The 22,264-nt window shown below is 42.7% G+C and carries 15 protein-coding genes; 8 read left to right on the top strand and 7 right to left on the bottom strand.

Annotated features, from left to right (window positions below; translation table 11 throughout):
• Positions 1–97: 97 nt before the first annotated feature.
• The 4 genes from DSL64_RS26010 to DSL64_RS25995 all read right to left on the bottom strand — a co-directional run bounded on the left by DSL64_RS26010 (position 98) and on the right by DSL64_RS25995 (position 7,443).
• Entirely contained in the window at positions 98–1,876 is a 1,779-nt protein-coding gene (locus DSL64_RS26010; protein WP_115833888.1) for a RagB/SusD family nutrient uptake outer membrane protein, read from the bottom strand.
• Positions 1,877–1,904: 28 nt separating this feature from the next.
• Positions 1,905–5,480, bottom strand: a complete 3,576-nt coding sequence (locus DSL64_RS26005; RefSeq protein ID WP_115833887.1) for a TonB-dependent receptor — start codon at positions 5,478–5,480, stop codon at positions 1,905–1,907.
• A 203-nt stretch (positions 5,481–5,683) separates the two neighbouring features.
• Positions 5,684–6,769, bottom strand: a complete 1,086-nt coding sequence (locus DSL64_RS26000) for a FecR family protein (protein ID WP_115833886.1) — start codon at positions 6,767–6,769, stop codon at positions 5,684–5,686.
• Between the two features lie 74 nt (positions 6,770–6,843).
• A complete protein-coding gene (locus DSL64_RS25995; protein ID WP_115833885.1) occupies positions 6,844–7,443 on the bottom strand; it encodes an RNA polymerase sigma factor in 600 nt (199 codons plus the stop codon).
• A 719-nt stretch (positions 7,444–8,162) separates the two neighbouring features.
• Between DSL64_RS25995 and DSL64_RS25990 the strand changes: the two genes are divergently transcribed.
• Positions 8,163–8,528 (top strand): T9SS type A sorting domain-containing protein, encoded by a 366-nt coding sequence (locus DSL64_RS25990; protein WP_115833884.1) that lies wholly within the window; start codon positions 8,163–8,165, stop codon positions 8,526–8,528.
• A gap of 376 nt (positions 8,529–8,904) precedes the next feature.
• Here DSL64_RS25990 and DSL64_RS25985 read toward each other — a convergent pair whose 3' ends face one another.
• The 3 genes from DSL64_RS25985 to DSL64_RS25975 form a co-directional block, all read right to left on the bottom strand.
• Positions 8,905–9,744: a hypothetical protein gene (locus DSL64_RS25985; protein WP_199539509.1), complete on the bottom strand. Its 840-nt coding sequence runs from the start codon at positions 9,742–9,744 to the stop codon at positions 8,905–8,907.
• A 293-nt stretch (positions 9,745–10,037) separates the two neighbouring features.
• Complete coding sequence (locus DSL64_RS25980; RefSeq protein ID WP_115833883.1) at positions 10,038–11,075, bottom strand: Gfo/Idh/MocA family oxidoreductase; 1,038 nt, start codon at positions 11,073–11,075, stop codon at positions 10,038–10,040.
• 65 nt (positions 11,076–11,140) lie between these two features.
• Positions 11,141–11,986, bottom strand: coding sequence for a sugar phosphate isomerase/epimerase family protein (locus DSL64_RS25975; protein ID WP_229217232.1), 846 nt, complete (start codon positions 11,984–11,986; stop codon positions 11,141–11,143).
• 441 nt (positions 11,987–12,427) lie between these two features.
• Between DSL64_RS25975 and DSL64_RS25970 the strand changes: the two genes are divergently transcribed.
• From DSL64_RS25970 to DSL64_RS25940, 7 genes are all read left to right on the top strand, one after another.
• Positions 12,428–13,723 carry a Gfo/Idh/MocA family protein gene (locus DSL64_RS25970; RefSeq protein ID WP_115833882.1) on the top strand — a complete coding sequence of 432 codons (1,296 nt, stop codon included), beginning with the start codon at positions 12,428–12,430 and terminating at the stop codon, positions 13,721–13,723.
• A 151-nt stretch (positions 13,724–13,874) separates the two neighbouring features.
• On the top strand, positions 13,875–14,318 hold the full coding sequence (tsaE, locus tag DSL64_RS25965; protein WP_115833881.1) for a tRNA (adenosine(37)-N6)-threonylcarbamoyltransferase complex ATPase subunit type 1 TsaE: 444 nt from the start codon (positions 13,875–13,877) through the stop codon (positions 14,316–14,318).
• Positions 14,319–14,369: 51 nt separating this feature from the next.
• Entirely contained in the window at positions 14,370–15,596 is a 1,227-nt protein-coding gene (locus DSL64_RS25960) for an alanine dehydrogenase (protein ID WP_115833880.1), read from the top strand.
• Between the two features lie 114 nt (positions 15,597–15,710).
• Positions 15,711–16,115 (top strand): hypothetical protein, encoded by a 405-nt coding sequence (locus DSL64_RS25955; protein ID WP_115833879.1) that lies wholly within the window; start codon positions 15,711–15,713, stop codon positions 16,113–16,115.
• Positions 16,116–16,325: 210 nt separating this feature from the next.
• Positions 16,326–17,240, top strand: a complete 915-nt coding sequence (locus DSL64_RS25950; RefSeq protein WP_115833878.1) for an ABC transporter ATP-binding protein — start codon at positions 16,326–16,328, stop codon at positions 17,238–17,240.
• A 61-nt stretch (positions 17,241–17,301) separates the two neighbouring features.
• Positions 17,302–18,618: an ABC transporter permease gene (locus DSL64_RS25945; protein WP_115833877.1), complete on the top strand. Its 1,317-nt coding sequence runs from the start codon at positions 17,302–17,304 to the stop codon at positions 18,616–18,618.
• A gap of 538 nt (positions 18,619–19,156) precedes the next feature.
• Positions 19,157–22,129 (top strand): glycosyltransferase family 117 protein, encoded by a 2,973-nt coding sequence (locus tag DSL64_RS25940; protein ID WP_115833876.1) that lies wholly within the window; start codon positions 19,157–19,159, stop codon positions 22,127–22,129.
• The last annotated feature ends 135 nt before the right edge of the window (positions 22,130–22,264 follow it).

The raw sequence follows: 22,264 nt of genomic DNA, 5'->3' as shown, positions 1-22,264 counted from the left end.
AACTCTGGTCAAGACAATGGTGAATAAGGAATGGGAAAGCTTAAATATACAAAAAGAGGCAGTTTGAAAGCTGCCTCTTTTTGTATCGTTGTCAAGTTTATTGGTAACCGGGGTTTTGTTTGAGAGAAGAGACACCATTTTTGGTGCTCAGGTCAATCTGACGTTGCGGAATAGGGAAGTATTCGTTAACACCTTTTACAAATTTGCCACCGCTTACGTCTGGTGTGATTTTGCTTTCAAATGCGATGTAGGCATTCAGAACCTGATCCGCTATACCCCAACGAGATAGATCGAAGAAGCGGTGTCCTTCCATCGCAAGTTCAATTTTCCTTTCGAAGTAGATAGCTTTCAACGCACCATCCTTACCTTTTGCTGTAAACGCACCTGCAGGATAAACTGCAATTTTGTAATTAGCAGCCGGTGTAGTCGTGAAGCCTCCCATAGGTTTGGTATTGTCAGCATAAGTATAAACCATGCTCTCGGGTTTGGCTGCACGGGCGCGTACTCTGTTAACATATTCCTGCGCTTTGTCGAGATTTCCAAGCTGAGCCTCAGTTTCTGCCGCCATCAATAATACATCGGCAAAACGAATGATCTGAACATTGATAGCCGTTCCGGGCGCCCATGAGTGCTGGTCAGAATATTTATCCTGGGTTGCCTGCCAGTACATGTTTTTCTTCGGAGAATATGGACCTGCATAAGTCTGATCACGGATCCATGCTTGTCCCGGGTGGTTGCCCCAATCCAGAAACGGAATACCACGGCGTCCTACTGTCCAGTCGATGCGGGGATCTAGTGGAGTGGTGCCGTCATTGGTATAGGCAGCATCCGATTTGATACCCATGTCGTTCTTCAAAGTTGTTGCTATATAGGTGTCGACCAGAGGCAAACCTGTAGCATCCGTTTTGAAAGAATTGGCAAGATCAAGGCTAGGCTGATAGAAACCGCAGCAACGGAAGGGTGAGTTGTAGGGGAAATTCAGCATACCTCCGGTATTGGCATTATCAATGGTGTTGGTACCATCATTGGCAGCCATCTGAACAGCAAAAACAGACTCTTCCAGATTCTTCTTGGCAGCGTCGAAGTTGTCCTGATATTTCGGCATCAGATTGTATTTCGTACCACTACTGGTTACACCCTGTGCAATTACCTGATCGAAGATGGTTTTCGCCGGTGCATATTTTTTCTGATATAACAACGTTTTTGCCAGATAAGCAGCTGCAGCCCATTTGTTGGCACGGCCCACTTCCCCCTGAGTTGCAGGAAGATTGTCCATTGCAAACTGGAAGTCGGCTTCAATATTAGCCCAGATATCGGCATCATTAGTTACGGCAGCCGGATCCACGGTTGTTTCATCTACCCATGGCACTTTGTTGAACATCTTTTTCAGTTCTGAATAGTAATGTCCTCTCAGGAACCTTGCTTCAGCAGTATAATTTTTCTTTTCTGCATCTGTGATGTTCGAGGTTACCAATGGGATAAATTTGAGGACGGTATTGGCACGGTTGATACCCTCGTAAGCAGCTCTCCACTTGCTGTTGAAGAAGCCATTACTTGGTCCGGCACTATAGATCATGATGGAGTTAATACCGGGCTGATCGGCACCATCACTACCTTTTTTCGCATCGCCACCAGCTATACTTCCATATATCCAGTTGTCTGCAGCAGCATCCCATGCGCTGGCTGCACCTACACCATTTCCATCAAGCGCAGCGTATGCGCCGATCAATAGATTTTGTACACCTGCTTTTGTACTAAGTTGTGCATCACTTAGTGAACCCAACGCCGGTTTTGTCAGGAAATCGTCGTTACATGAATAGGATGCGATACCGAATGCAACGATGAGTGCTATTTTTGAAAAGCTAATTTTTTTCATCTTCATTTCTGTTTTATAATACAGTGAACTAGAATGTCAGATTTAAACCAATCAGGAATTGACGAGTATTTGGGTAAACACCTTCATCCAAACCAAATGCTGTAGAACCTTCAACCTGGCTTTGACCGATCTCAGGATCCGGGCCAGAATACTTGGTGATGGTAAACAGGTTGGCTGTTTGAACATAAATTCTTGCTTTGTCAATTTTGATTTTACTCAACACGCTTTGAGGAAGTGTATATCCGATTTGCGCATTTTTTGCTCTCAGGTAAGAACCTTTTTCTACGTAGTAAGAGTTAGGAACGTTGGTTGTACTGAATGAACCTGTGTTTTCCTGAATAGGAGCAGTTGCGTTATGATTTTCAGGAGTCCATGAATCGTACAGAGCAGTGTTACTTTTCGCCCCCTGGAAGTTGGTGTAGAAGTCATGCCACCATTTCAGGTTGTTCCAGATGTCGTTTCCTTGTACGCCGTAGAAGAAAATACCAAAATCAAAGCTTTTATAAGTTGCTCCAATGTTCAGACCGTAGCTAAATTTCGGACTTGGATTACCCAGAAATACGCGGTCGTCGGCAGTGATAATGCCATCACCATTGGTATCAGCATAACGGAAACGTCCCACTTTAACTTCATTCTGATAAACAGCGGCAGTATTTTCTGTTCTTGTTCTTGCCTGCTCGTTAGCCTGATCAATCTCAGCTTGTGAATTCCAGAAACCGTTGATCTGGTAGCCGTAGAACTGACCAATAGAATGGCCTACTGCATTTCTTACGATTGTACTACCATTGAAACGACGTCCTTCCTGATCGAAATAGGTCACACCATCGGTGATTTTAACGATCTTATTATTGTAAGTTGTTAAAGTAGCTGTGGCATTCAGTTTAAGGTCTTTTGTAACATTCTTTTCAGCATAAACAGAAAGATCTATCCCTTTGTTTTTCATTTTACCAATATTCACGGCAGGCGCAGTGCCTTGGCCTACAGTTCCTGCAAGTTCAGGAGAGAATAAAAGATCTTCGATGTTTTTCTGGTAGTAATCCACTGTCACGTCCACTGCTCCGCCGAATAGTTGCGCATCAATACCAATGTTAGAGTTGATGTTACGTTCCCATCTTGCATTTGGATTCCCTACACGCGTTCTCTGAAAACCAAGCACGGTGCTGTTTCCTGTGCCCTTTATGTCATAGAAGGAATGACTTCTGTTCTGGCCATAAGTTGTAAACGCGTTAGCAGTGGCAATGTTGAACTGATTCCCCATGACGCCATAACCTCCGCGTACTTTTAATTCTGTAAGCCAGGTTAGCCCTTTCATGAAATCTTCCTGCGTTACGCGCCATCCTGCACTTACCGCCGGGAAAACTGCATACTGCGTAAGGAATTTGGAAGATCCATCCCGACGGACGGTTCCGCTCAACAAATAGCGGTCTCTGAAACTATAATCAATACGGCCGATGTAAGAGAAAAGAGATTCTTCCCATCTTGCACTTCTGTTGGTTGGTGTTCCTGAACCTGTAGATAGGTTGGTGAAATCAGGGTCAAAGGAGAAATATCCCTGAGTAGTTCCACCCACTTCGCGGCCCATTGAGTTGTATGCTTCTGTACCCAAAAGTACTTTTACATTGTGTATTTCATTGAAGTTGTGCTCATAGGTAAGTGTATTGGTCCACGTCCAGTTATATCCATTTTGCCAAAGTTCTGTGTAGGAGTTGGTAGTGGTGTTTTCAGCATTCTCCCATTCAGGATAACCAAAGGTGTTGGAAGTAGAAGAGTACATCGTTCCACCAAAAGTAGATCTCACGGTAAAGTCTTTCAGGAAATCGAATTCGGCAAACATGTTTCCGATAAGTGCATTGCCAAGACCTTTGTTATTTCTTGCTCTGTCACGAATCGCAACCGGATTTTTAGCATTACCAAGACCACTACCGAATGAACCTGCAAAGTTGCCCTGTACGTCATAAACAGGAATAATTGGTTGCATTCTGAAAGCCATACCAATACCACCGCCTTCTTCCAGAATACCTGTTCTTGGGTTATCCACAAGTGATAAAGCGATATTTTCACCAATACGGAAATGCTTACCGATATTATACTGGGTGTTAGCACGTATCGTATAGCGTTTCAGATAGGTATTCATTAGGTTTCCCTTCTGATTAAAATGGTTGAAAGAAAACAGATAATTTCCTTGCGGACCGCCACCACTCACAGTCAGGTTATGGCTTTGAAGTGGAGCATTTTTGAATACTTCGTGAAACCAGTCAGTTCCCTGCTTGTTGGCTTTTACGATCCTGTAAAACGAATCCATATCCGATTTTTCAGTGTAATTCGGGTTTACATAGTATTTGGAAAAATCAATGTCAGATTCTTTGGCACCTGTAGGAACGATATAGTCGGGCAATACAGCATTTGGCCCTTTTCCATACTGAGGATCATCAATGGCAGTAGTACCTGAATTGCGTAGCGCCATAAATTTCAGATCGGCCATTCCTTGCGGAGAAAGGATGTCATACACATTTCCTCTCGGCGTAGTTTGCGTTCCAAAGTAGGTGTCGTAGCTGATCTTTACCTTTCCGGATCCACGTTTGGTTGTAATGATTACCACACCATTGGAAGCGCGTGAACCATAAATTGAAGCTGAACCTGCATCTTTCAGAACCTGCATGGTAGCAACATCATTTGGGTTAAGGTTATTGATATCCTGAGTGGGTACACCATCCACTACATAAAGAGGAGCATTATTTCCGAAGGAGTTGATACCGCGGATACGTACCTGAGGAGCTGTTCCAGGCTGTCCGGAACTCAATACTGTAACTCCGGAGGCTCTTCCTTGCAGCTGGTTGGTCAGGTTAGAGTTAGGTTGTTCAGTCAGTTCGCTTACTTTCACTACGGATACCGAACCTGTCAGATCTTTCTTTCTGGCTGTACCATACCCTACAACGATCACTTCGCTCAATTGCTTTTCATCTTGCGAAAGTACTACGTTAGCGGAAGTCTGGCTGCCGGAGATTTCTACGTCCTTTGGCAAAAAACCGACAAAACTGAATGTCAGCGTAGTATTCCCGTCGGGTACTTCAATTTTGTAGTTACCGTCGGCATCTGTGTTGGTTCCGCGTTGTGTGTTTTTCACTACAACAGATACGCCTGGCAAACCCGCGCCGTTGTTGTCGCTCACTACCCCGGTTATACTGCGGTCGAGTGCATTGTTCTCGCGGTAGATGGTAGGAGTCAGATTGCCTGTCTGTCGCTGTATACGTTTCAGGATTATTTGTTTGCCGGAAACTTCAAAACCCAGATTTAGCGGGTTGAGAATTGTTTTGAGAGCAGCTCCAAGTTGCTCCTGGCGAATGTTTACTGTTACTTTTCTTTCCGATTTTACAAGGTTGGAACTGTATAAAAACTTGACATTAACCTGTGATTCAATGCTGGTTAGAACTTTTCGAACATCCTGATTTTGCATATTCAGGGTCACGCGGCTGTTGAGTACTTCCTGAGCCTCACTGATTTTCGCAAAAGCAAAGCTGGATAGTAACGCCGCAATGATGAGCTGTGTACAACTAAATCTCATAATGGTATGCCAGAGAGGATAGTTAGGATAGGTTTTTTGCATAACTTTACAAAGTTTTGTTAAACATGGAAAAAATGGGACAAAACGATTCCTCCACCCGTTGCAAGCAGGTGTACTTAATAAAGGATGAGGAGAAATGAGAAGGCTGGTGATGGTGCAAACATCGCTGGCCTTTTTTTGCAGGTTACTATGAATTCATGGTATTGTGGGTTAAGATGAACGGATTGTTAGGTTTGTTTTAATATTTAGTTGCATCCCCGGCCTGTGATCACAATTTGTGCATTCACAATGGCAAATTCTGCTTCAATTCCTTTGCAGATCAGCTCTACTTTATCATATAGTGATTCTTGTGTAAATGACGCCGTAAGCAGGCAATTCTTCAACAGGTGCTCATCGTATTGAATGGCGATCCCATAAGACTGTTCAATATTCTTCAAAATGTCAGTGACAGGAGCATCTTCAAAATCAGAAATAGCTGGTGTTACGGCGGCACAAACAATAATCTCAGGCGCATCTACCAGATACTTTTTCATGATTTCTTCTTTCCTGGAATAAAGCACGCGATGATTAGGGGTGAGTATGGTTTCATTTTGCGGCGCGTTCAAATCTGTTTCACTATTTCTGGTGAAAACAGATACTCTCCCGGTTTTTACTACCACTTCCATTTGCTGATCGTTTTCAAATGCCTTCACAGTAAAACTTGTTCCGAGTACTTTGGTAACCAGCTCGTTGGCATATACGAAAAAAGGGCGTTCAGGGTTTCGTTCGATCTGAAAAAATGCTTTTCCTAAAAGATAAACCTCTCTTGTTTCTTTTTCCATGAAATCATTTGGATAGCTGATTGTACTAGCCGGCTCCAGAGTGATTTTGCTGTGATCAGGTAATTCAATAATAATGGGTTTGTCTGTAAGGTTCTGTTTCTCTATCAATTGGTCGGGGGAATCGGAAACCAGGGTAGTGTAAGTAAATTGCGGTTTTTTATTCTCGACACGCATGAGCCAACCAGCAGCAAGAATAATAAATAACAAACTTGCTGCTATTCCGGATAGCCGTATCCAAAGTGCCCGTTGATTTTTCGGCTGTGAAGATGTACCATAACTGATTTTCTTCCACATCAGCGCTACCTGGTCATGATGAGGAAATCCGTCGCCCACTTCAGCAGAAACAGACAGCAGAACTCCTTTCGCTGCAGCTACAACCTCAGCTTTCTCGGGGTAGCAGAGAAGGAAGTTGTTCCAGAATTGAACAGACTCATGACAAGGATTGCTGACCCACTCTTTGAAGTAGCTGTCCTCCAGGAAATCTTCCAGCTCAAAGTCTGCGTACGACATAATGGTATAATTTCGTGTTTAAATTAGACACGTATTATAGGTAAGAGGAAGGTTAAATCGGATTTAACTCACTTTTACAGAAAAAAATTTAAAAAAATTGCGAGAAGGATATTGTGAAGAGAAAGTTGGCGCAGCTTGAGTACAGCGCGTTGTATCAGATTTCGGACAGATTGTTCATGAATAGACAGTATTTCAGCGATTTCCTGATAGCTGAAATCTTCATAATAACGAAGCATAAGTACTTCATACTGTCTTACAGGTAGTGCCTTAAGCCAATGCGTCAGATCCTGCTTTTGCTTGCGGGTGCTTTCAGCTTCCATGATGTAGAATTCTTCAGGAAGAGTAACCGGCAGCAAATCGTCGGGCATAGTTTCCCAATTATGTGCGGTAGGGTGGTTGGCAGGCAGCGCTTTGTAAATCCGCCTGCGGAGTGCCCGGTAGAGATAAAATCTTGGCGAGTCGATATCTGATAACCGCTCTCTGTTTTGCCATAGATCTATAAACAGATCCTGAATCAGGTCTTCAACTGCATCGTCGTCGGGAAGGAGTTTTTTTCCGTATGAGTATAAAACTCTTACATGTCTTTGATATAATGAGGTAAATGCAACTTCATCGCCAAGCCTGAAAGCCTGCCAAAGGAGCTTGTCGTCGTTAGGGGTAGAAGTTGTCTCCAAGTGTCATACGTTGTTTGGTCAAAAGTATTAAAAAATCTTGAAATAGATCAATTTAAAAAGTTATACTTTACTTATTTTATCTCTTTTCTACTCAATTTTGATCTATTCTTAACACGGACATTCATCCTGCTTTTGCCCGGGGAATTTAGACAAAAGCAAGAAATAGGTGTAAAGCTCTCTTCTGTTGTACTTTTCCTGGTATTTGGTTCTGTCTGTTTAGTGTATCATTTCCATTTTTTATGGGAAGGAACACGAGTATATGTGTAAAATAAACTTATATCCAGCCTATTAGCTTTCTGTTGTTTATCAAAAATATCACCTTTTTGATATAATCTATAAATTTAGTTCACTATTACTTTTCCGTGGTGAAAGCCATTCTTTGAACAAATTCCTTCGAATGATGGTATTTATTTGAAAAGTACAACGATGTTTTCTTTTCTGTGTCTTTATGTTGCAGGTAAATTTGAAGTTATTTATTGCACTTTTGCGCCAAACATAGGATTATTTTAATATTTATAGATAACTGGAAAAAGAACTTTTTGTAAACTAACTCGCTGCTATTGACATTTATAAACGTTTGGTAGTACCTTTGAATCATCAAATCGGGAATAGCAAAAAATAACCCTGAAGCGAAAATAAACTTTAAGTGCAATTTTGGATTATCTGAAAAGTACAATTTGGTTTACTAAAAAAAACGACTTTAAAAAATTAGAAATATTATGAAAAAATTAATCTTATCCGTTGCAGTTTTGGTGGGAGTATCTGCTGCAAACCTTTCAGTAGCTGGTGATAAAGTAGCTAACAATTCAGCTGCTATCGAATTAGTTTCTTCAAGCGACCTGAAATTCAAACTGACACTTGAAAACGTTAAAGAAAGATCTTCTGTAGTAATTAAGGATGGTGACGGATCTGTAGTATATAGCTCTACTATTCCTCAGTCTGAAAAGTACACTAAGATTTTCGATCTTTCGAATCTTCTTGACGGAAACTACAGCTTTGTAGTTAACAACGGTGGAGATATTACTGCTAAGCCATTCTCTATCGCAACTGAAACAAAACGTCTGGTTACAGCGGTAGTTAAATAACAACACGGTTCGTTACTGACTCTGTCAGCTATATTATAGGAAACGGGTCAGAAAGTTCATCAACTTTCTGACCCGTTTCTATTTTACAGCCGTTTCATGGAGTTGTGAATATTACTTTTAGAGTACTATAAGCAATCAGTATGGATATTTGTCTGCTGCGAGGGCTTCTATTCATTTGTGGTATGGATAGGGGGTACTTGGAATTAAAGTATGTGTATCCGGTAAAATTGGAGTAGCAGTGCTTCCTGGGTAAATAGTAATCAGTAGAAGATAGAAACGCCTCGTAAATAATTTCTTGCTGACTACAATCGTCTGTAAACTATGAAGGCGCCACAGATGGATTTCTATGACGCCTTGATGATCCGGAGATTCTGTTTTAGAATTTAAAGCTTACACCCATATTGGCATTTGCCTGTGCAAAGAAGAAATGTTGAGAAGCACGATCACCTTTAAAATTGGTAGTCAGAATGTCCGGCATATTTATGTATCCGCCTTTCACCTCGCCTTGTACAAAGAAGTGTTTGAAAAATGTCACGTTAAGCCCGGCGATCAGGTTTACTCCGTAGCCCGCCACATGCCATTGGTCGTTTCGCTCATAGTTCATCAGCTGCACATTTGATTTTGGGAACATCACACCTGCTCCGATTCCCTCAATAAAATTGACATCAATATTCTTGACCCTCAGTATTTTTTGATCCAGAATGTTGTCCATTCTTCTTAATTCAAGATTGAGGTAATTCAAGCCATCAGTATGTTCGAACTGCAGGAAATCTTCGGTAAGCTGTATCTCATCGTTGTCATAAATGCCTTCGTGATTTGCGTTCGCACCGGGAGCTATTTTTCCGCTGATCTTCACAGTCTGATTTTGCTTCATAACATACTTCATATGATCGAAACCAAATGAAATGCTGTATTTGGGATTGAAGAAATATCCTATTCTGAAGTTGTACTGAGGAATTGTTATTTTCAAAGGATTGAAATAAGCGCCGGTAAAGGGAGACTGGCGATCTTTAGCTATCACATTTTTCAGTTTGAAGTCATACTCTTCTCCTTTAAAACTGATATTTGATTTGGTATATGCGCCGCGGTTCCATCCCCATGAGACAAATATTTTACCTTTATTGTTATGCGCAGGATTGGGATTGATTATCTGTGAGTAACTACTGACAGACTGGAAGGCCATAAGACCACCAAGCACTAATGCTTTAATTTTCATATTGATGAAGTGTTTACAGATACTGGTGGAGCATCAGAGCTCCGGAAATTCTTGTTGGATATAATTGGTGATGCAATTCTTCGGTGGCAGTATTATAGCCGGAATTGCGCAGCAAATTTACGTATATAGGATTAATTTAATATCGTATTGGAGGTAATATTTCTGTGTGAAATTGGAAATGTTATATGCTTTAATTAAACGTTTATACTCATTACGTGAAACTATATACGAAAAAACGGCAGGCCTGGAAATAGTTTCCATAACCTGCCGTCGCAGTTGAAGATTTTGAACGATTAATACGCCATCACTGCCTTTTTGTTGCTACTTTCAAAAGCAAGGTCAATAACCCGACAGGTTCTCAGAATCTCCTCCGGTTTCACTGCCAGCTCTGCTCCATTTACGATAGCATCATATACATTCTGGTAGAACGGAGCGTAATCGCCGATCTCACTTTCAATGATACCGGTAAAGTCCTCACTGTATAATTTTCCCCACCGGTTTTCCGGTTCGCGGCCCAGTGTCTGCTCTGTGGGCAGCACATTCTGACGCAGCGTTTCTTCCTGAGGATCAAGCCCGCCTTTGATGAATGAGCCTTTGGTGCCATGAAGGTTATACCTGTTGAAATTCTCGTACACCATCAGACTTGATTTTACGATCACCAGTTTGTCGTCATACCCAAGGCGGATATCGAAGTAATCGTCAATCTCACTTCCCGGACGTACAGAGCGAATGTCGGCAGTGACGGTATTGGGTTCGCCAAAAAGAACCAGCGCCTGGTCAAGCAGGTGAGGGCCTAAGTTATAGAGATTTCCTCCTACAGGTACCGCTTTTTCTTTCCATGATTCCGTTGGTACTACCGGGCGAAAGCGGTCGTAGCGGCATTCGTATTCTACGACGTCTCCTATTTTGCCTTCTTCTATAATTTTCTTGATGGTTAGAAAATCAGAGTCCCAACGGCGGTTTTGGTAGGCAGTCAGAATCAAACCTTTTTCTTTGGCCAAAGCCACCAGTTGTTTGCCTTCCTCAGCAGTAGCAGAGAATGGCTTTTCAATCACAACGTGTTTACCATTTTCCAATGCGTCCATGGCATACGAAAAATGCGTATCGTTCGGTGTACATATAAAAACCAGGTCGATGTCCGGGTCGCTTAGTAACTCATCGGTCGACCGGGCATTTTCTATTTCCGGGTCAAATTCCTGCGCTTCGTTTTTGCTGCGCTCTACTACCGTTTTGAGTTTGAAATTTGGATTGGTACTCAGGAACGGTGAATGGAAATACCGTCCCGAAAGTCCGAAGCCGATCAAACCCACATTAAGAACTTTTGATGACATAATATGAAATGATAATTAAGAGTATAAGATCTGATTTTAAATAATATTAGGAAAACAGTTTCATGCTACGCCTTTTCCCAGAGCTCCTTCGCTTTCGCCAGGTCGCGTTTCATGGCGTCAAAAACTACTTTTTTGTCAACTGTGATTTTATCAGCGCCCTGGTCGGCACCACCCAGAGGATATTCCAGATGGAGGCACACAGGTACTTCAATTTTGTTTTGTTTGATAAATTTGAAGTAGGTGTCAAAATCCACCATTCCTTGCCCCAACGGAACATTGTGGATCGTACATTTTCCGTTTTTATTCTCCCAGGTAGTGTCTTTAAGTACGATGGTTTTAATATGTGGCTGAATCAGATTCAATCCGGTTTGCCATGAAAGGCCGCCTTCTACCGTTGCGTGACGGATATCATATTGTGTTCCCATAAACTTAGGATCGGCTTTTTGCAATATCTGCCACACCTCAAACAGAGAAGCGCCAACCATTCTTCCCGCATGGTTCTGGTAGCAACCGGTAATGTCAAGTTGTTTATTCAATTGGCTCAGGCCTGCGACTTTTTCTGTATATTCATTTAGTGCTGCCGGAATTGATTGCGGATTAGGATAGCGGTACCAGTTCATGCGGTAATATTTGAAACCCTGTTTCGCTGCTGTTTCGAGTAATTTCTTGTCAACAGGATTCGCGGCATCTTCCACAGCAGTACAAAAAAGAGAAGGCTGTATACCGACCTTTTTCATCGCCTCAACAGCAAGCGGCAAATCATCCTCTACTCTTTCGGGCAGCACATGTCCTTTGGGGCGGATTGTAAGATCTATACCGTCAAACCCAAGCTCCTTGGCTACCTCCGACATATCCTTGTAATTCAGGAATTGAAGGTGTTTGGAGAAAATATGGATCTTGGGAAATTTCATATCTGACGAGGTTTCCTTACCGATAGTGGGCAAAGGTAAAAATGGTAAGAGGCTGCCAGCGGCAACAGTATTCATCAAAAAGTTTCTCCTTGAAATGGGTTCGGATGTCATGATACCAGCGATTATTATATTTAAATGACGACTTTTTTTGAGCTTACCCGCCTTGGTTTTCCTGCACGATATTAAATACCGTTGCTTTTTTCAGTGCTTTGGAAGTAAAGAATACTATTATCCCTGTTCATTGTAATACTTGTTCCCTTGTGCTGTCGGGAAATTCAAAGATACTTGTCAAAGTTTGGGATCACAGGATACAAGCCGGTTTTTACGAGAATAAAGGATTATGTAGCGGATTATTTACTTGACAGGCACCGGATTGACTAAGTAGAAAACAACTTCCTTCACTTTATATTATTCATAGAAAATGAACCCCTAAACAAGCTTATGGAATCTTCTCAGAAATTGAAAAGACGGGATTTTATCAAAGCCTCCGCGGTTGTAGCCTCATTTTTTATTGTTCCCCGCCATGTGCTGGGAGGTAAGGGCTATATGCCGCCAAGCGACAAAATTAATCTTGGGTTTATCGGGTGTGGCCGCCAAAGCGGAGGTTTGCGTAATCGCTTTCTGGGAACTTCACAGGCACAGATAGTAGCCGCTTCGGATGTTTATAAAGTCAAACAACAGCATTTTGTAGATGCTACTAATAAATGGTACGCTGAGAAAGCCGGTAAAGATGCCTATACTTCCGCCGTAGGTATTGAAGACTTCAGAGAATTGTTATCCCGAAAAGATATTGATGCCGTTGTGATTGCTTCTCCCGATCACTGGCATGCAGCTATGGCGGTGAAAGCTGCTGAAGCAGGGAAGGATATTTATTGCGAAAAACCGCTCGCGCTGACGGTTAAAGAAGGCAGGGCGATGGTGAATGCAACACATAAACATAACCGCGTCTTCCAGACGGGCAGTATGCAGCGGTCAGCGAAGGAATTCAGACAGGCAGTACAACTGGTCAGGAGCGGAGCAATAGGAGAAGTGAAAAAGGTATATGTGAATGTCGGCGGACCACCCAAAATCTGGGATTTGCAGGAAGAGACTTTGCCGGATGGATTGAACTGGGATTTATGGATGGGGCCTAATACCAGCAGGCCTTTTAACAATGTGCTTGCCCCTGATATGCAAGCTACGTTTTGGCCTAAGTGGCGGGACTATCGTGATTTTGGTGGTGGTGGTATGACAGATTGGGGCGCACACATGTTTGATATAGCACAGTGGGGGCTGGGCATGGACCAGAGCGGGCCATCGGAGATAGTATATTCAGAGCCTGGGAAAGGTCTGATTTATAAATATGCCAATGGCGTTGAAGTAATTCATCGTCCGGTTCAGGACAGTAAGCAACATTGTCATTTTGTGGGAACGGACGGCGAAGTCTGGGTAGCGAGGGGCGAAATCCGTACAATGCCTGATGCTTCGCTGAAAGACAAAATATTCTCTGATGGTGTGCACGGGGTTTACATAAGTGACAACCATTATACAGATTTTCTCGAAGCGATCAGAAAAAGAAAACCGCCCATTTGTGATGTTGAAACCGGGCACAGAACATCGTCTGTATGTAATCTGGGGAATATTGCCTATCAGCTGGGGCGATCACTGAAATGGAACCCTGTAAAAGAGGAAATTGAAAAAGATAAGGACGCGGCCAAACTTCTCGGAAGAGAGATGCGAAAGGAGTGGAGGGTTTGAGCAGTAATTGTTGAATTTGTAGGAAAAGGATAAAAAAGTAGCTGTCGACGGTCCGTTAGTTGAATGATATACATGGTAACAGACACTGCAACTTTGTATTTGTACAGGTCTGCCTATACATTCAGATGCTAAAAAGTGGTATTTTTGTCGCATGAGTGGAATAACTAACGTCCTTCGTTTCAAAGAGCTCGAAGAGCTGGGAAATATATCCGAAGAGATACTGGAGCTGGGTCAAGAGGTGCCTGTATGGTTATTTGAGGGGCAGATGGGGGCTGGCAAGACAACCCTGATACGGGCATTGTGTCACAAGCTCGGGGTTGTCTCTTCCGTACACAGTCCTACTTTCTCATTGGTGAATGAATACATTGGTGAGCAGAAAAACATCGTATATCACTTTGATTTTTATCGGATTAAAGATGAGTCTGAAGCGTGGGATATCGGCTTGGAGGAGTACTTCGATTCAGGATCTTTCTGTTTTGTGGAGTGGCCTTCGCAGATCACATCTTTGTGGCCGGAGCGATATATGCTGCTCAATCTGATAGTAGAAGATGATGGAGGAAGGGTACTTACAATTACTGAAATTGGCAATGCCTGACTAGCCTTCGGGAAGGAATTCAACAAACATTATTGAATAGCAAGACAAAAAATGGCGCAACCTCAGATACACGGATTTAAAGATCTCGCAAAACAAACAGAGCTTTATCCTCAGGAGTCATTACTGGCCGTCCGCAAGGATCAGAACTCTCTGTTGATAGGTTTGCCGAGGGAGGTGTCCTTACAGGAAAACCGTATTGCACTTACACCGGATGCTGTTAGTATTCTGGTGCGTAACGGGCATGAAGTATGGGTTGAAAAGGATGCCGGTGTAGGTGCAAATTTATCGGATCATGAATACAGCGAAGCAGGTGCCAGAATTGTAAATAGTCCGGAGGAAGTGTATAAGGCTAATCTTATACTGAAAGTTGAACCTTTGGTGGATGAGGAGTTCGGATACATTAAGCCAGGAACGACACTAATTTCAGTTCTCAATTTGCCGGCACTTGAAAAGAGTTATTTTGAAAAACTGAATCAGGCCAAAATTACCGGAATTGGCTATGAGTTGATTGAAGACAAAGTAGGGGGGAAGCCTATTATCAGGGCTATGGGCGAGATTGCAGGTAGTACGGTTTTGCTTATTGCTGCGGAATACCTTTCAACACCAAATGGCGGTCGTGGTATTATTTTGGGAGGTATTACAGGTGTACCGCCAACCAAAATTGTGATTCTGGGAGCCGGAACGGTTTCCGAATATGCAACCAGGGCTGCGATTAGCATGGGTGCGGATGTCAAAGTTTTCGATAAACATGTGTACCGGCTGCAAAGACTCAAATATGCCATCGGACAGAATCTTTATACTTCCATTATTGACTCTGATACACTGGGCGAAGCGATTAGTCGTGCGGATGTAGTGATCGGTACCATGCGCGCAGAAAACGGACTGAGCCCGCTGGTGGTTACCAGGGAAATGGTGGAGCAAATGAAGCCAGGCTCGGTAGTGATTGATGTAAGTATCGATCAGGGAGGTTCTTTCGAAACCTCTAAAATGACGACGCACAAGAATCCGATATTCAAACACAATGATGTAATTCATTACTGCGTACCCAACATTCCTTCCCGTGTAGCACACACAGCCAGCACGGCATTGAGCAATGTGTTTCTTCCGTTTTTACTTCAGACAGGAACGATTGGCGGAATAGAAGAAATGATTTACGCGAACCGTTGGTTTATGAAAGGGGTTTATTGTCACAAAGGGACATTGACCAATTCACACATTGCCCGCAGTTTCAATATGAGATATAAGGATCTGACGTTGCTGCTGGCAGCGAGAATGTAGGCAGCGTTTAGCTATTAAGCCATAAGCTGCTAGCTCAGTACTTTAGATAGATTTTAAGAATCATAATTATAACATCGCAGCTAAAAGCTGGCTGCTAATAGCTAACCGCTAAAAATGATTAGTAACAGCAATGAAAATGCCATGATGGACGATGCCAACTCTCCGGAGATTAACAGGCAGATCATGGGGTTGATTTCGGAGGATTTTGTAAAGATTTCGGATCAGCTAAAAGAAGCATCTTATCAGATACGCAAGCGTGGTTTTTCGGATTACCCGATTTTTGTACTGGCGTATACGGAAGTTGAATTAGGACTTTTACTGATTGGTGCAGAGGAACTCTCGAACCGGTACAGCTATAAAGCCTCCTATATGCAGGAATTTGTAGACAGAAAGCTGATCGGAGAAGAGTCTATTGAAGCATTTAAAGAGAATTATAAAAATGCTGATGAATACTGCTGCCTGTTTGCGCTGCTGGGTGATTTTTCAGGGTTTGTATATGTGCCATATCCCGAAGACTAACAGCATTTAGAAGAAGGTAAAAGAATATTAATTGAACGAGCGGATGACCCGCTCGTTTTTTATTTGAGGCCATTAGTCATTTAAAACGGGGTGTTCGTAATACTTACTTTTGAGAAAGCGTCGATAGTTTGCATCTTTGAATAATGGCGATCCGATCAGAGCCGATTCAGCCTTATTTCTCCCAAATCTTAGTTCCTTTAAACTATCGATATGAACATTATTGAAGTACAACATGTAACCAAAGAGTATGCAACTCACAAAGCATTGGACGATGTGAGTGTTAATATTCCAAAAGGTTGCATTTTTGGATTACTCGGCCCGAATGGCGCAGGGAAAACATCACTCATCCGGATTATCAATCAGATCACAGGTCCTGATGCGGGGCAAATTCTTTTCGATGGTCAGCCGCTTCATGCCGGTCATATATCAAGAATTGGTTATCTGCCGGAAGAGCGTGGTTTGTATAAAAAGATGAAAGTAGGAGAACAGCTTCTCTATCTTGCACAGCTGAAAGGTTTGTCGCAAAAGGAAGCGATGGATAAACTTAAAGTGTGGTTTATCAAGTTCGATATTAAAACCTGGTGGGACAAAACGGTATCCGACCTTTCTAAGGGGATGCAGCAAAAGGTACAATTCGTATCAACTGTTCTTCACGAACCTGATCTGATAATCCTCGATGAGCCGTTTTCCGGATTCGATCCGATTAATGCCAACCTGATCCGTGATGAGATTCTGGAGTTGAAACAAAAAGGAAGCACGATTATATTCTCTACGCACCGTATGGAAACCGTGGAGGAATTGTGCGATAATATTGCTCTTATTCACAAATCGCATAAGGTTTTGGATGGTGCCAAAAGGGATATCAAAGAGCAATTCAAAACCAACACGTACTTTGTAGAGTATAAAGGAGAGTTGGCAATAAATCCGGACAGATATACATTAGAGAATAGTAAAGAGCTGGAAGGTGGTTTCAGGCGAACCAATATCCATTTGCCATTAGGCGCAACGCCAAATCAATTGCTGGGTAACCTTTTAAATCAGGTTGAGATTCGTTCATTTGGTGAGAATATCCCGACAATGAGTGATATTTTTATGAGGGCTGTCAATGAAGTGCCTGAAGGTTAATGGTCATTTCAACTCAACAAACAATATTTTATATCGAATTAAACATTAACAAAACTAGCTAATGCGTAATATATTTCTGGTTATCAGACGAGAATATCTGGTGCGGGTCAAAAAGAAGTCGTTTCTGATTATGACGATACTGGGACCTTTACTGTTTGCTGCGTTTTATGCCGCTGTAATCTGGATCGCGATAGGCTCGGTAGAGCTGAAAACTGTGCAGGTGGTGGACGAAAGCAATATGTTCACCAATCAGTTTAAAGATTCAGAATCGCTGAAATTCGACTACTTGTCTTCTCAGATTGATTCTGCCAAGAAGGAATTCCAGAAAAGCGGTGCGAATGCGCTGGTGTATATTCCTAAAAATGTCATCAAAGAGCCTAAAAGTGTACGGATTTATGCTGCCAAAAATGTGAGCATGGAGCTGAAATCGGGAATTGAAGACGTAATCGAAAAACAGATTGAAGAAATTAAACTTTCTGAAGCTGGTATCACACATAAAATTCTGGAAGATTCCCGTGTGAATGTCAAGTCTGAAACGATCAGTCTGAGCGCAGAAGGAGAGAAAACAAGTAGTTCCGGTGCGGCAACGGTCATTGGTGGCATCTGTGCTTTTCTGATCTATATGTCCGTCTTTATATACGGAACGCAGGTGATGCGCGGAATTACTGAAGAGAAGACGAACAGGATTGTAGAGGTGATAATTTCTTCTGTAAAACCTTATCAGCTGATGATGGGTAAGATTATCGGCGTGGCTCTTGTAGGGCTCACACAATTTGTTCTGTGGATTCTTCTCACAACGTCTTTATCCTCGGTAGCCACCAATGTTATGAGTGATAAAATAGCTACAGAAGCGAAAGCTGTGACAGAAATGCAGCAAAAAAACATGCCTGCCAACGGAATGCCGGGTGGTAATGTACAGAATCCGGTTGCAGAAGTGATGGGAGCTATCAGTAGTCTGAATATCCCTTTGATTCTTTCTTGTTTCCTGTTCTATTATCTGGGCGGATATCTGCTGTACAGTGCCCTTTTTGGTGCAGTGGGGGCGGCGGTTGATAATGATGCGGATACACAACAGTTTATGTTGCCTATAACTTTGCCTATCATTTTCTCTTTTGTTTTTGCCCAGTTCGTCCTTCGTGATCCAGACGGAAGTCTGGCTTTCTGGACATCCATGATACCTTTTACATCCCCGATTATTATGATGGTCAGGATACCTTTTGGTGTACCTGCCTGGGAGATTGCACTGTCAATGGTTCTGCTTGTGCTCGGGTTTGCCGGAACAATATGGCTGGCTTCCCGTATTTACCGCGTTGGTATTCTGATGTACGGCAAAAAAGTTACTTACAAGGAATTAGCGAAGTGGATATTTTATAAGTAAGGAGTAGAGGAGTTAGGAAGTTAGAGGAGTTAGGACGCTGCATTTGGCGTCAATTCCGGTCTGAACGCTACAGTGGTCTGAACGGATAGTTAGCTCCTTTAAACATCTCTTAACTCCTCAGCTTTTTTATTCATTTTCATTACCTACTCTAACTTCTCTACTTTTAATTCCCGTTCAGCCCGCCTTTCGGCGTATAGACCGGAGGTAACTACTTTAACTTCTTCTGACTCGCTTTATCTTCTCTTTAATCTGCGGCTTTTCCGTTCAGCCCGCAAAAAGCGTGCAGACCCGAGGTAACTACATTCACTTCTTCTGACTCTCTTTACCTTCTTCTTAACCTGCTGCTTTTCCGTTCAGCCCGCGAAGGCGCGTGCAGACCGGGGGCTAACTTCTCGCTTTAACACTTTTTAAGACCGGCGAAACCTTGCGGTTGAGGTTATTTTGCTAATTTTGACCCGATCATTATAATCGCGGCCATGTAGGGCGCATCAGTTTGTGTTCATTTGCTATTCAAATTTTACATTTTAGATTCTAACTAATGACCCGTTTCAATCGTGCCAACAACCTTACGGGTTGGATTGTTTTCGCCATTGCGCTCATTACTTACACACTCACCGTCGAAAGGACGGCCAGTTTTTGGGATTGCGGCGAATTTATTGCCTGTGCATTCAAGTTGCAGGTTCCTCACCCTCCGGGTGCTCCTTTCTTTCTGCTGATAGGTCGTCTTTTCGCCCTTTTTGCATTTGGTGATCTCACCAATGTAGCCTATTGGGTGAATATGGTTTCTGTAATGAGTTCGGCATTTACCATTCTGTTCTTATTCTGGACCATAACACTTCTGGCCAGAAAGTTGATCGGAAAAGCTGATAAGGACCTCACACAGGGCGATATCATTCTATTGTTAGGATCTGGTATCATAGGATCGCTGGCCTACACATGGTCGGATTCATTCTGGTTTTCGGCGGTAGAAGCTGAGGTTTACGGGATGTCTTCGTTCTTTACGGCTATCGTGATTTGGGCTGTTTTCAAATGGGAGCGTATTGAAGATCCTGCGGCGGAAAACCGTTATCTGATTTTTATCGCATATCTGGTAGGTATTTCAATCGGAGTCCATTTGCTTAACCTGGTTACGATACCGGCACTTGCTTTGGTATATTATTTCAAGAAATACCCTAAACCAACTGTATTTGGCGGTATCATTTCGTTTGTATGCGGTCTGGTTGTATTGGGAATTATCAACAGCGGAATCATTCCCGGACTCCCAAGTATGGCAGGAAAGTTTGAGATCTTCTTCGTGAACTCACTGGGAATGCCTTACAAATCGGGTGTGATATTCTTCATCGTTTTGTTCCTTGGAGCACTTATCTGGGGTATCCGTTATTCTCAACAGAAAAATAAAGTTCTTCTGAATACTGGTCTTCTCTCACTGGCTTTCGTTTTGGTGGGTTACGCAAGTTATCTGATGGTTCTTGTTCGTGCTGAGTACAATCCTCCGATCAACGAAAACAATCCTAATGATGTATTGAGCTTTGTATCATACCTTAAAAGAGAGCAATACGGTAGCCGTCCGCTATTATTTGGACCATCTTTTGTATCTCGTCCGGTGAGCCAGAAACGTGGTGCGCCTATGTACCGCAAACAGGATGGGAAATATGTGATCTACGATTACCGTCCTGAGTATGAATACGAACCAGGTGCAAGTATGCTTTTACCTCGTATGTACAGCACACAAGGTGGGCATCCTCAGCTGTACCAGCAAATGACAGGCTTGGCAGAAGGACAAAAGCCTACAATGGGACATAATTTGTCGTTCATGTTCTCGCACCAGATCGGGCATATGTACTGGCGTTATTTCCTTTGGAATTTTGTTGGTCGTGAGAGTGATGAGGAAGGTGCCGGCAACCTGTTGCCGTGGGATGCAGCCAAGAAATATCCATCAATCATTGCCAATAACAAAGCACATGACAACTACTTCATGCTTCCGTTTATACTGGGGCTTTTGGGAATTGTAGTAGCTTACTATCGTCAGAAAAAAGATCTGCTTATCCTCGGGCTTTTATTTCTGCTGACTGGTCTTGCGCTGGTGATATATCTTAATTCTCCACCGGTTGAGCCAAGAGAACGTGACTATATTTATGTTGGGTCGTTTTATATTTTCTGTATCTGGATCGGGTTTGGGGTAATTGCTATTGCAGATGCCATAGGTAAATTCATAAAAGATGGCCCTGTCCGTGCAGGTGTGGCTACTGCGATCTGTTTAATTGTTCCAGGGTTAATGGGTGCCAAAGGTTGGGATAACCACAACCGTGCGCACAGATTCCATTCTGTTGATTTTGCGAAAAACCTTTTGAATTCGTGTGCACCGAATGCAATCCTTTTTACAGGTGGTGATAACGATACATTCCCATTGTGGTATGTGCAGGAAGTGGAAGGCTTCCGTACCGATGTACGTGTTTGTAATCTGAGCTTGCTGGGTACCGACTGGTATATTGATCAGATGAAACGTAAGACTTATCTGTCTGAGGCATTACCAATATCTTTGGATAAGAACAATTACGCATTTGGTAAGAACGACATTGTTCCTTTTTACGAGATTCCAAGCGTAAAAGGTGGAATCAACCTGAAGGAGTATATGAGTCTTGTTAAAACAGAAAACAAGGCGATTCAGGTACCGTTGACGAGTGGTGACATGACCTCAATTCTGCCATCATCGGTTTTATTCCTGCCGGTTGATGCGGAAGCGGTGAAAAAGATGAATATCATTAAGAGTGATCTGGTGCCTTTCGTAACTGACTCTATCAGCTGGACAATAGGAAAAGGTGATTTGTATAAATCAGATCTGATCATGCTGGATATTATAGCAAGTAACGATTGGAAACGTCCGATCTACTTCTCGTCAACTTTGGGGGGATCAAGCTATCTGAGCATGAAAGAATACATGCAGTTGGAAGGTTATGCATACCGTTTGTTGCCTGTACGTGTACCCGGTGCGCAGGATGGTTATGTGAATTCTGATGTCATGTACAAAAACATGATGACAAAAATGGAGTGGAGAGAGCTGGATAACCCAAATACGTATTACGACAATACTTACCTTGGATCTCCGGTAGCTACTGCACGTATCGCATTCCTTCGTCTGGCAGGTCAGTTGATCGCAGATGGAAGAAAAGACGAAGCGAAGAAAGCTGTAGAACGTTCGCTGTCAACCATGCCGGATAAGAGTATTCCTTACGATAACTTCTCGGCTAATTTCATAGGTATATTGTTTGATTTGGGTGAGAATAAAAAAGCGCTTGAAATCGCAGAGACTATGGCTACCCGTGCCGACGAGGTGCTGACATGGGCCAAAGATAATGGAACAACCAAACGCCGCGACAGCAATCTGTATCTGTATATTATGCAAACTATAGTGCAGGAATGCCGTGAAGCGAAGCAGGAAGACGCTGCGAAGAAATATGAAGCTATTTTCCAGAAACACCTTGCCGCATTCAATATGTACGGAGGACAGTAAGTAGAATAGATAAACCTTGTCTCAGCGGAGATCGTAGCAATACGGTCTCCGCTTTTTTGTGTGTGTCAGGCATGTTCTATATCTATAGGGTGCAAGTCCCGAACGAGAGTTGCAGTACTTATCGTTAGCTGATGG

Source organism: Dyadobacter luteus (assembly GCF_003383615.1).
GTDB lineage: Bacteria > Bacteroidota > Bacteroidia > Cytophagales > Spirosomataceae > Dyadobacter > Dyadobacter luteus.
This window is presented reverse-complemented; position numbering and strand designations above follow the sequence as displayed.

Bases quoted from the DNA above. Each gene is read 5' to 3' on its own strand.
- DSL64_RS26010 (WP_115833888.1), bottom strand. From the start codon at position 1,876: ATGAAAAAAATTAGCTTTTCAAAAATAGCACTCATCGTTGCATTCGGT.
- DSL64_RS26005 (WP_115833887.1), bottom strand. From the start codon at position 5,480: ATGCAAAAAACCTATCCTAACTATCCTCTCTGGCATACCATTATGAGA.
- DSL64_RS26000 (WP_115833886.1), bottom strand. From the start codon at position 6,769: ATGTCGTACGCAGACTTTGAGCTGGAAGATTTCCTGGAGGACAGCTAC.
- DSL64_RS25990 (WP_115833884.1), top strand. From the start codon at position 8,163: ATGAAAAAATTAATCTTATCCGTTGCAGTTTTGGTGGGAGTATCTGCT.
- DSL64_RS25985 (WP_199539509.1), bottom strand. From the start codon at position 9,744: ATGAAAATTAAAGCATTAGTGCTTGGTGGTCTTATGGCCTTCCAGTCT.
- DSL64_RS25980 (WP_115833883.1), bottom strand. From the start codon at position 11,075: ATGTCATCAAAAGTTCTTAATGTGGGTTTGATCGGCTTCGGACTTTCG.
- DSL64_RS25975 (WP_229217232.1), bottom strand. From the start codon at position 11,986: ATGAAATTTCCCAAGATCCATATTTTCTCCAAACACCTTCAATTCCTG.
- DSL64_RS25970 (WP_115833882.1), top strand. From the start codon at position 12,428: ATGGAATCTTCTCAGAAATTGAAAAGACGGGATTTTATCAAAGCCTCC.
- tsaE (WP_115833881.1), top strand. From the start codon at position 13,875: ATGAGTGGAATAACTAACGTCCTTCGTTTCAAAGAGCTCGAAGAGCTG.
- DSL64_RS25960 (WP_115833880.1), top strand. From the start codon at position 14,370: ATGGCGCAACCTCAGATACACGGATTTAAAGATCTCGCAAAACAAACA.
- DSL64_RS25955 (WP_115833879.1), top strand. From the start codon at position 15,711: ATGATTAGTAACAGCAATGAAAATGCCATGATGGACGATGCCAACTCT.
- DSL64_RS25950 (WP_115833878.1), top strand. From the start codon at position 16,326: ATGAACATTATTGAAGTACAACATGTAACCAAAGAGTATGCAACTCAC.
- DSL64_RS25945 (WP_115833877.1), top strand. From the start codon at position 17,302: ATGCGTAATATATTTCTGGTTATCAGACGAGAATATCTGGTGCGGGTC.
- DSL64_RS25940 (WP_115833876.1), top strand. From the start codon at position 19,157: ATGACCCGTTTCAATCGTGCCAACAACCTTACGGGTTGGATTGTTTTC.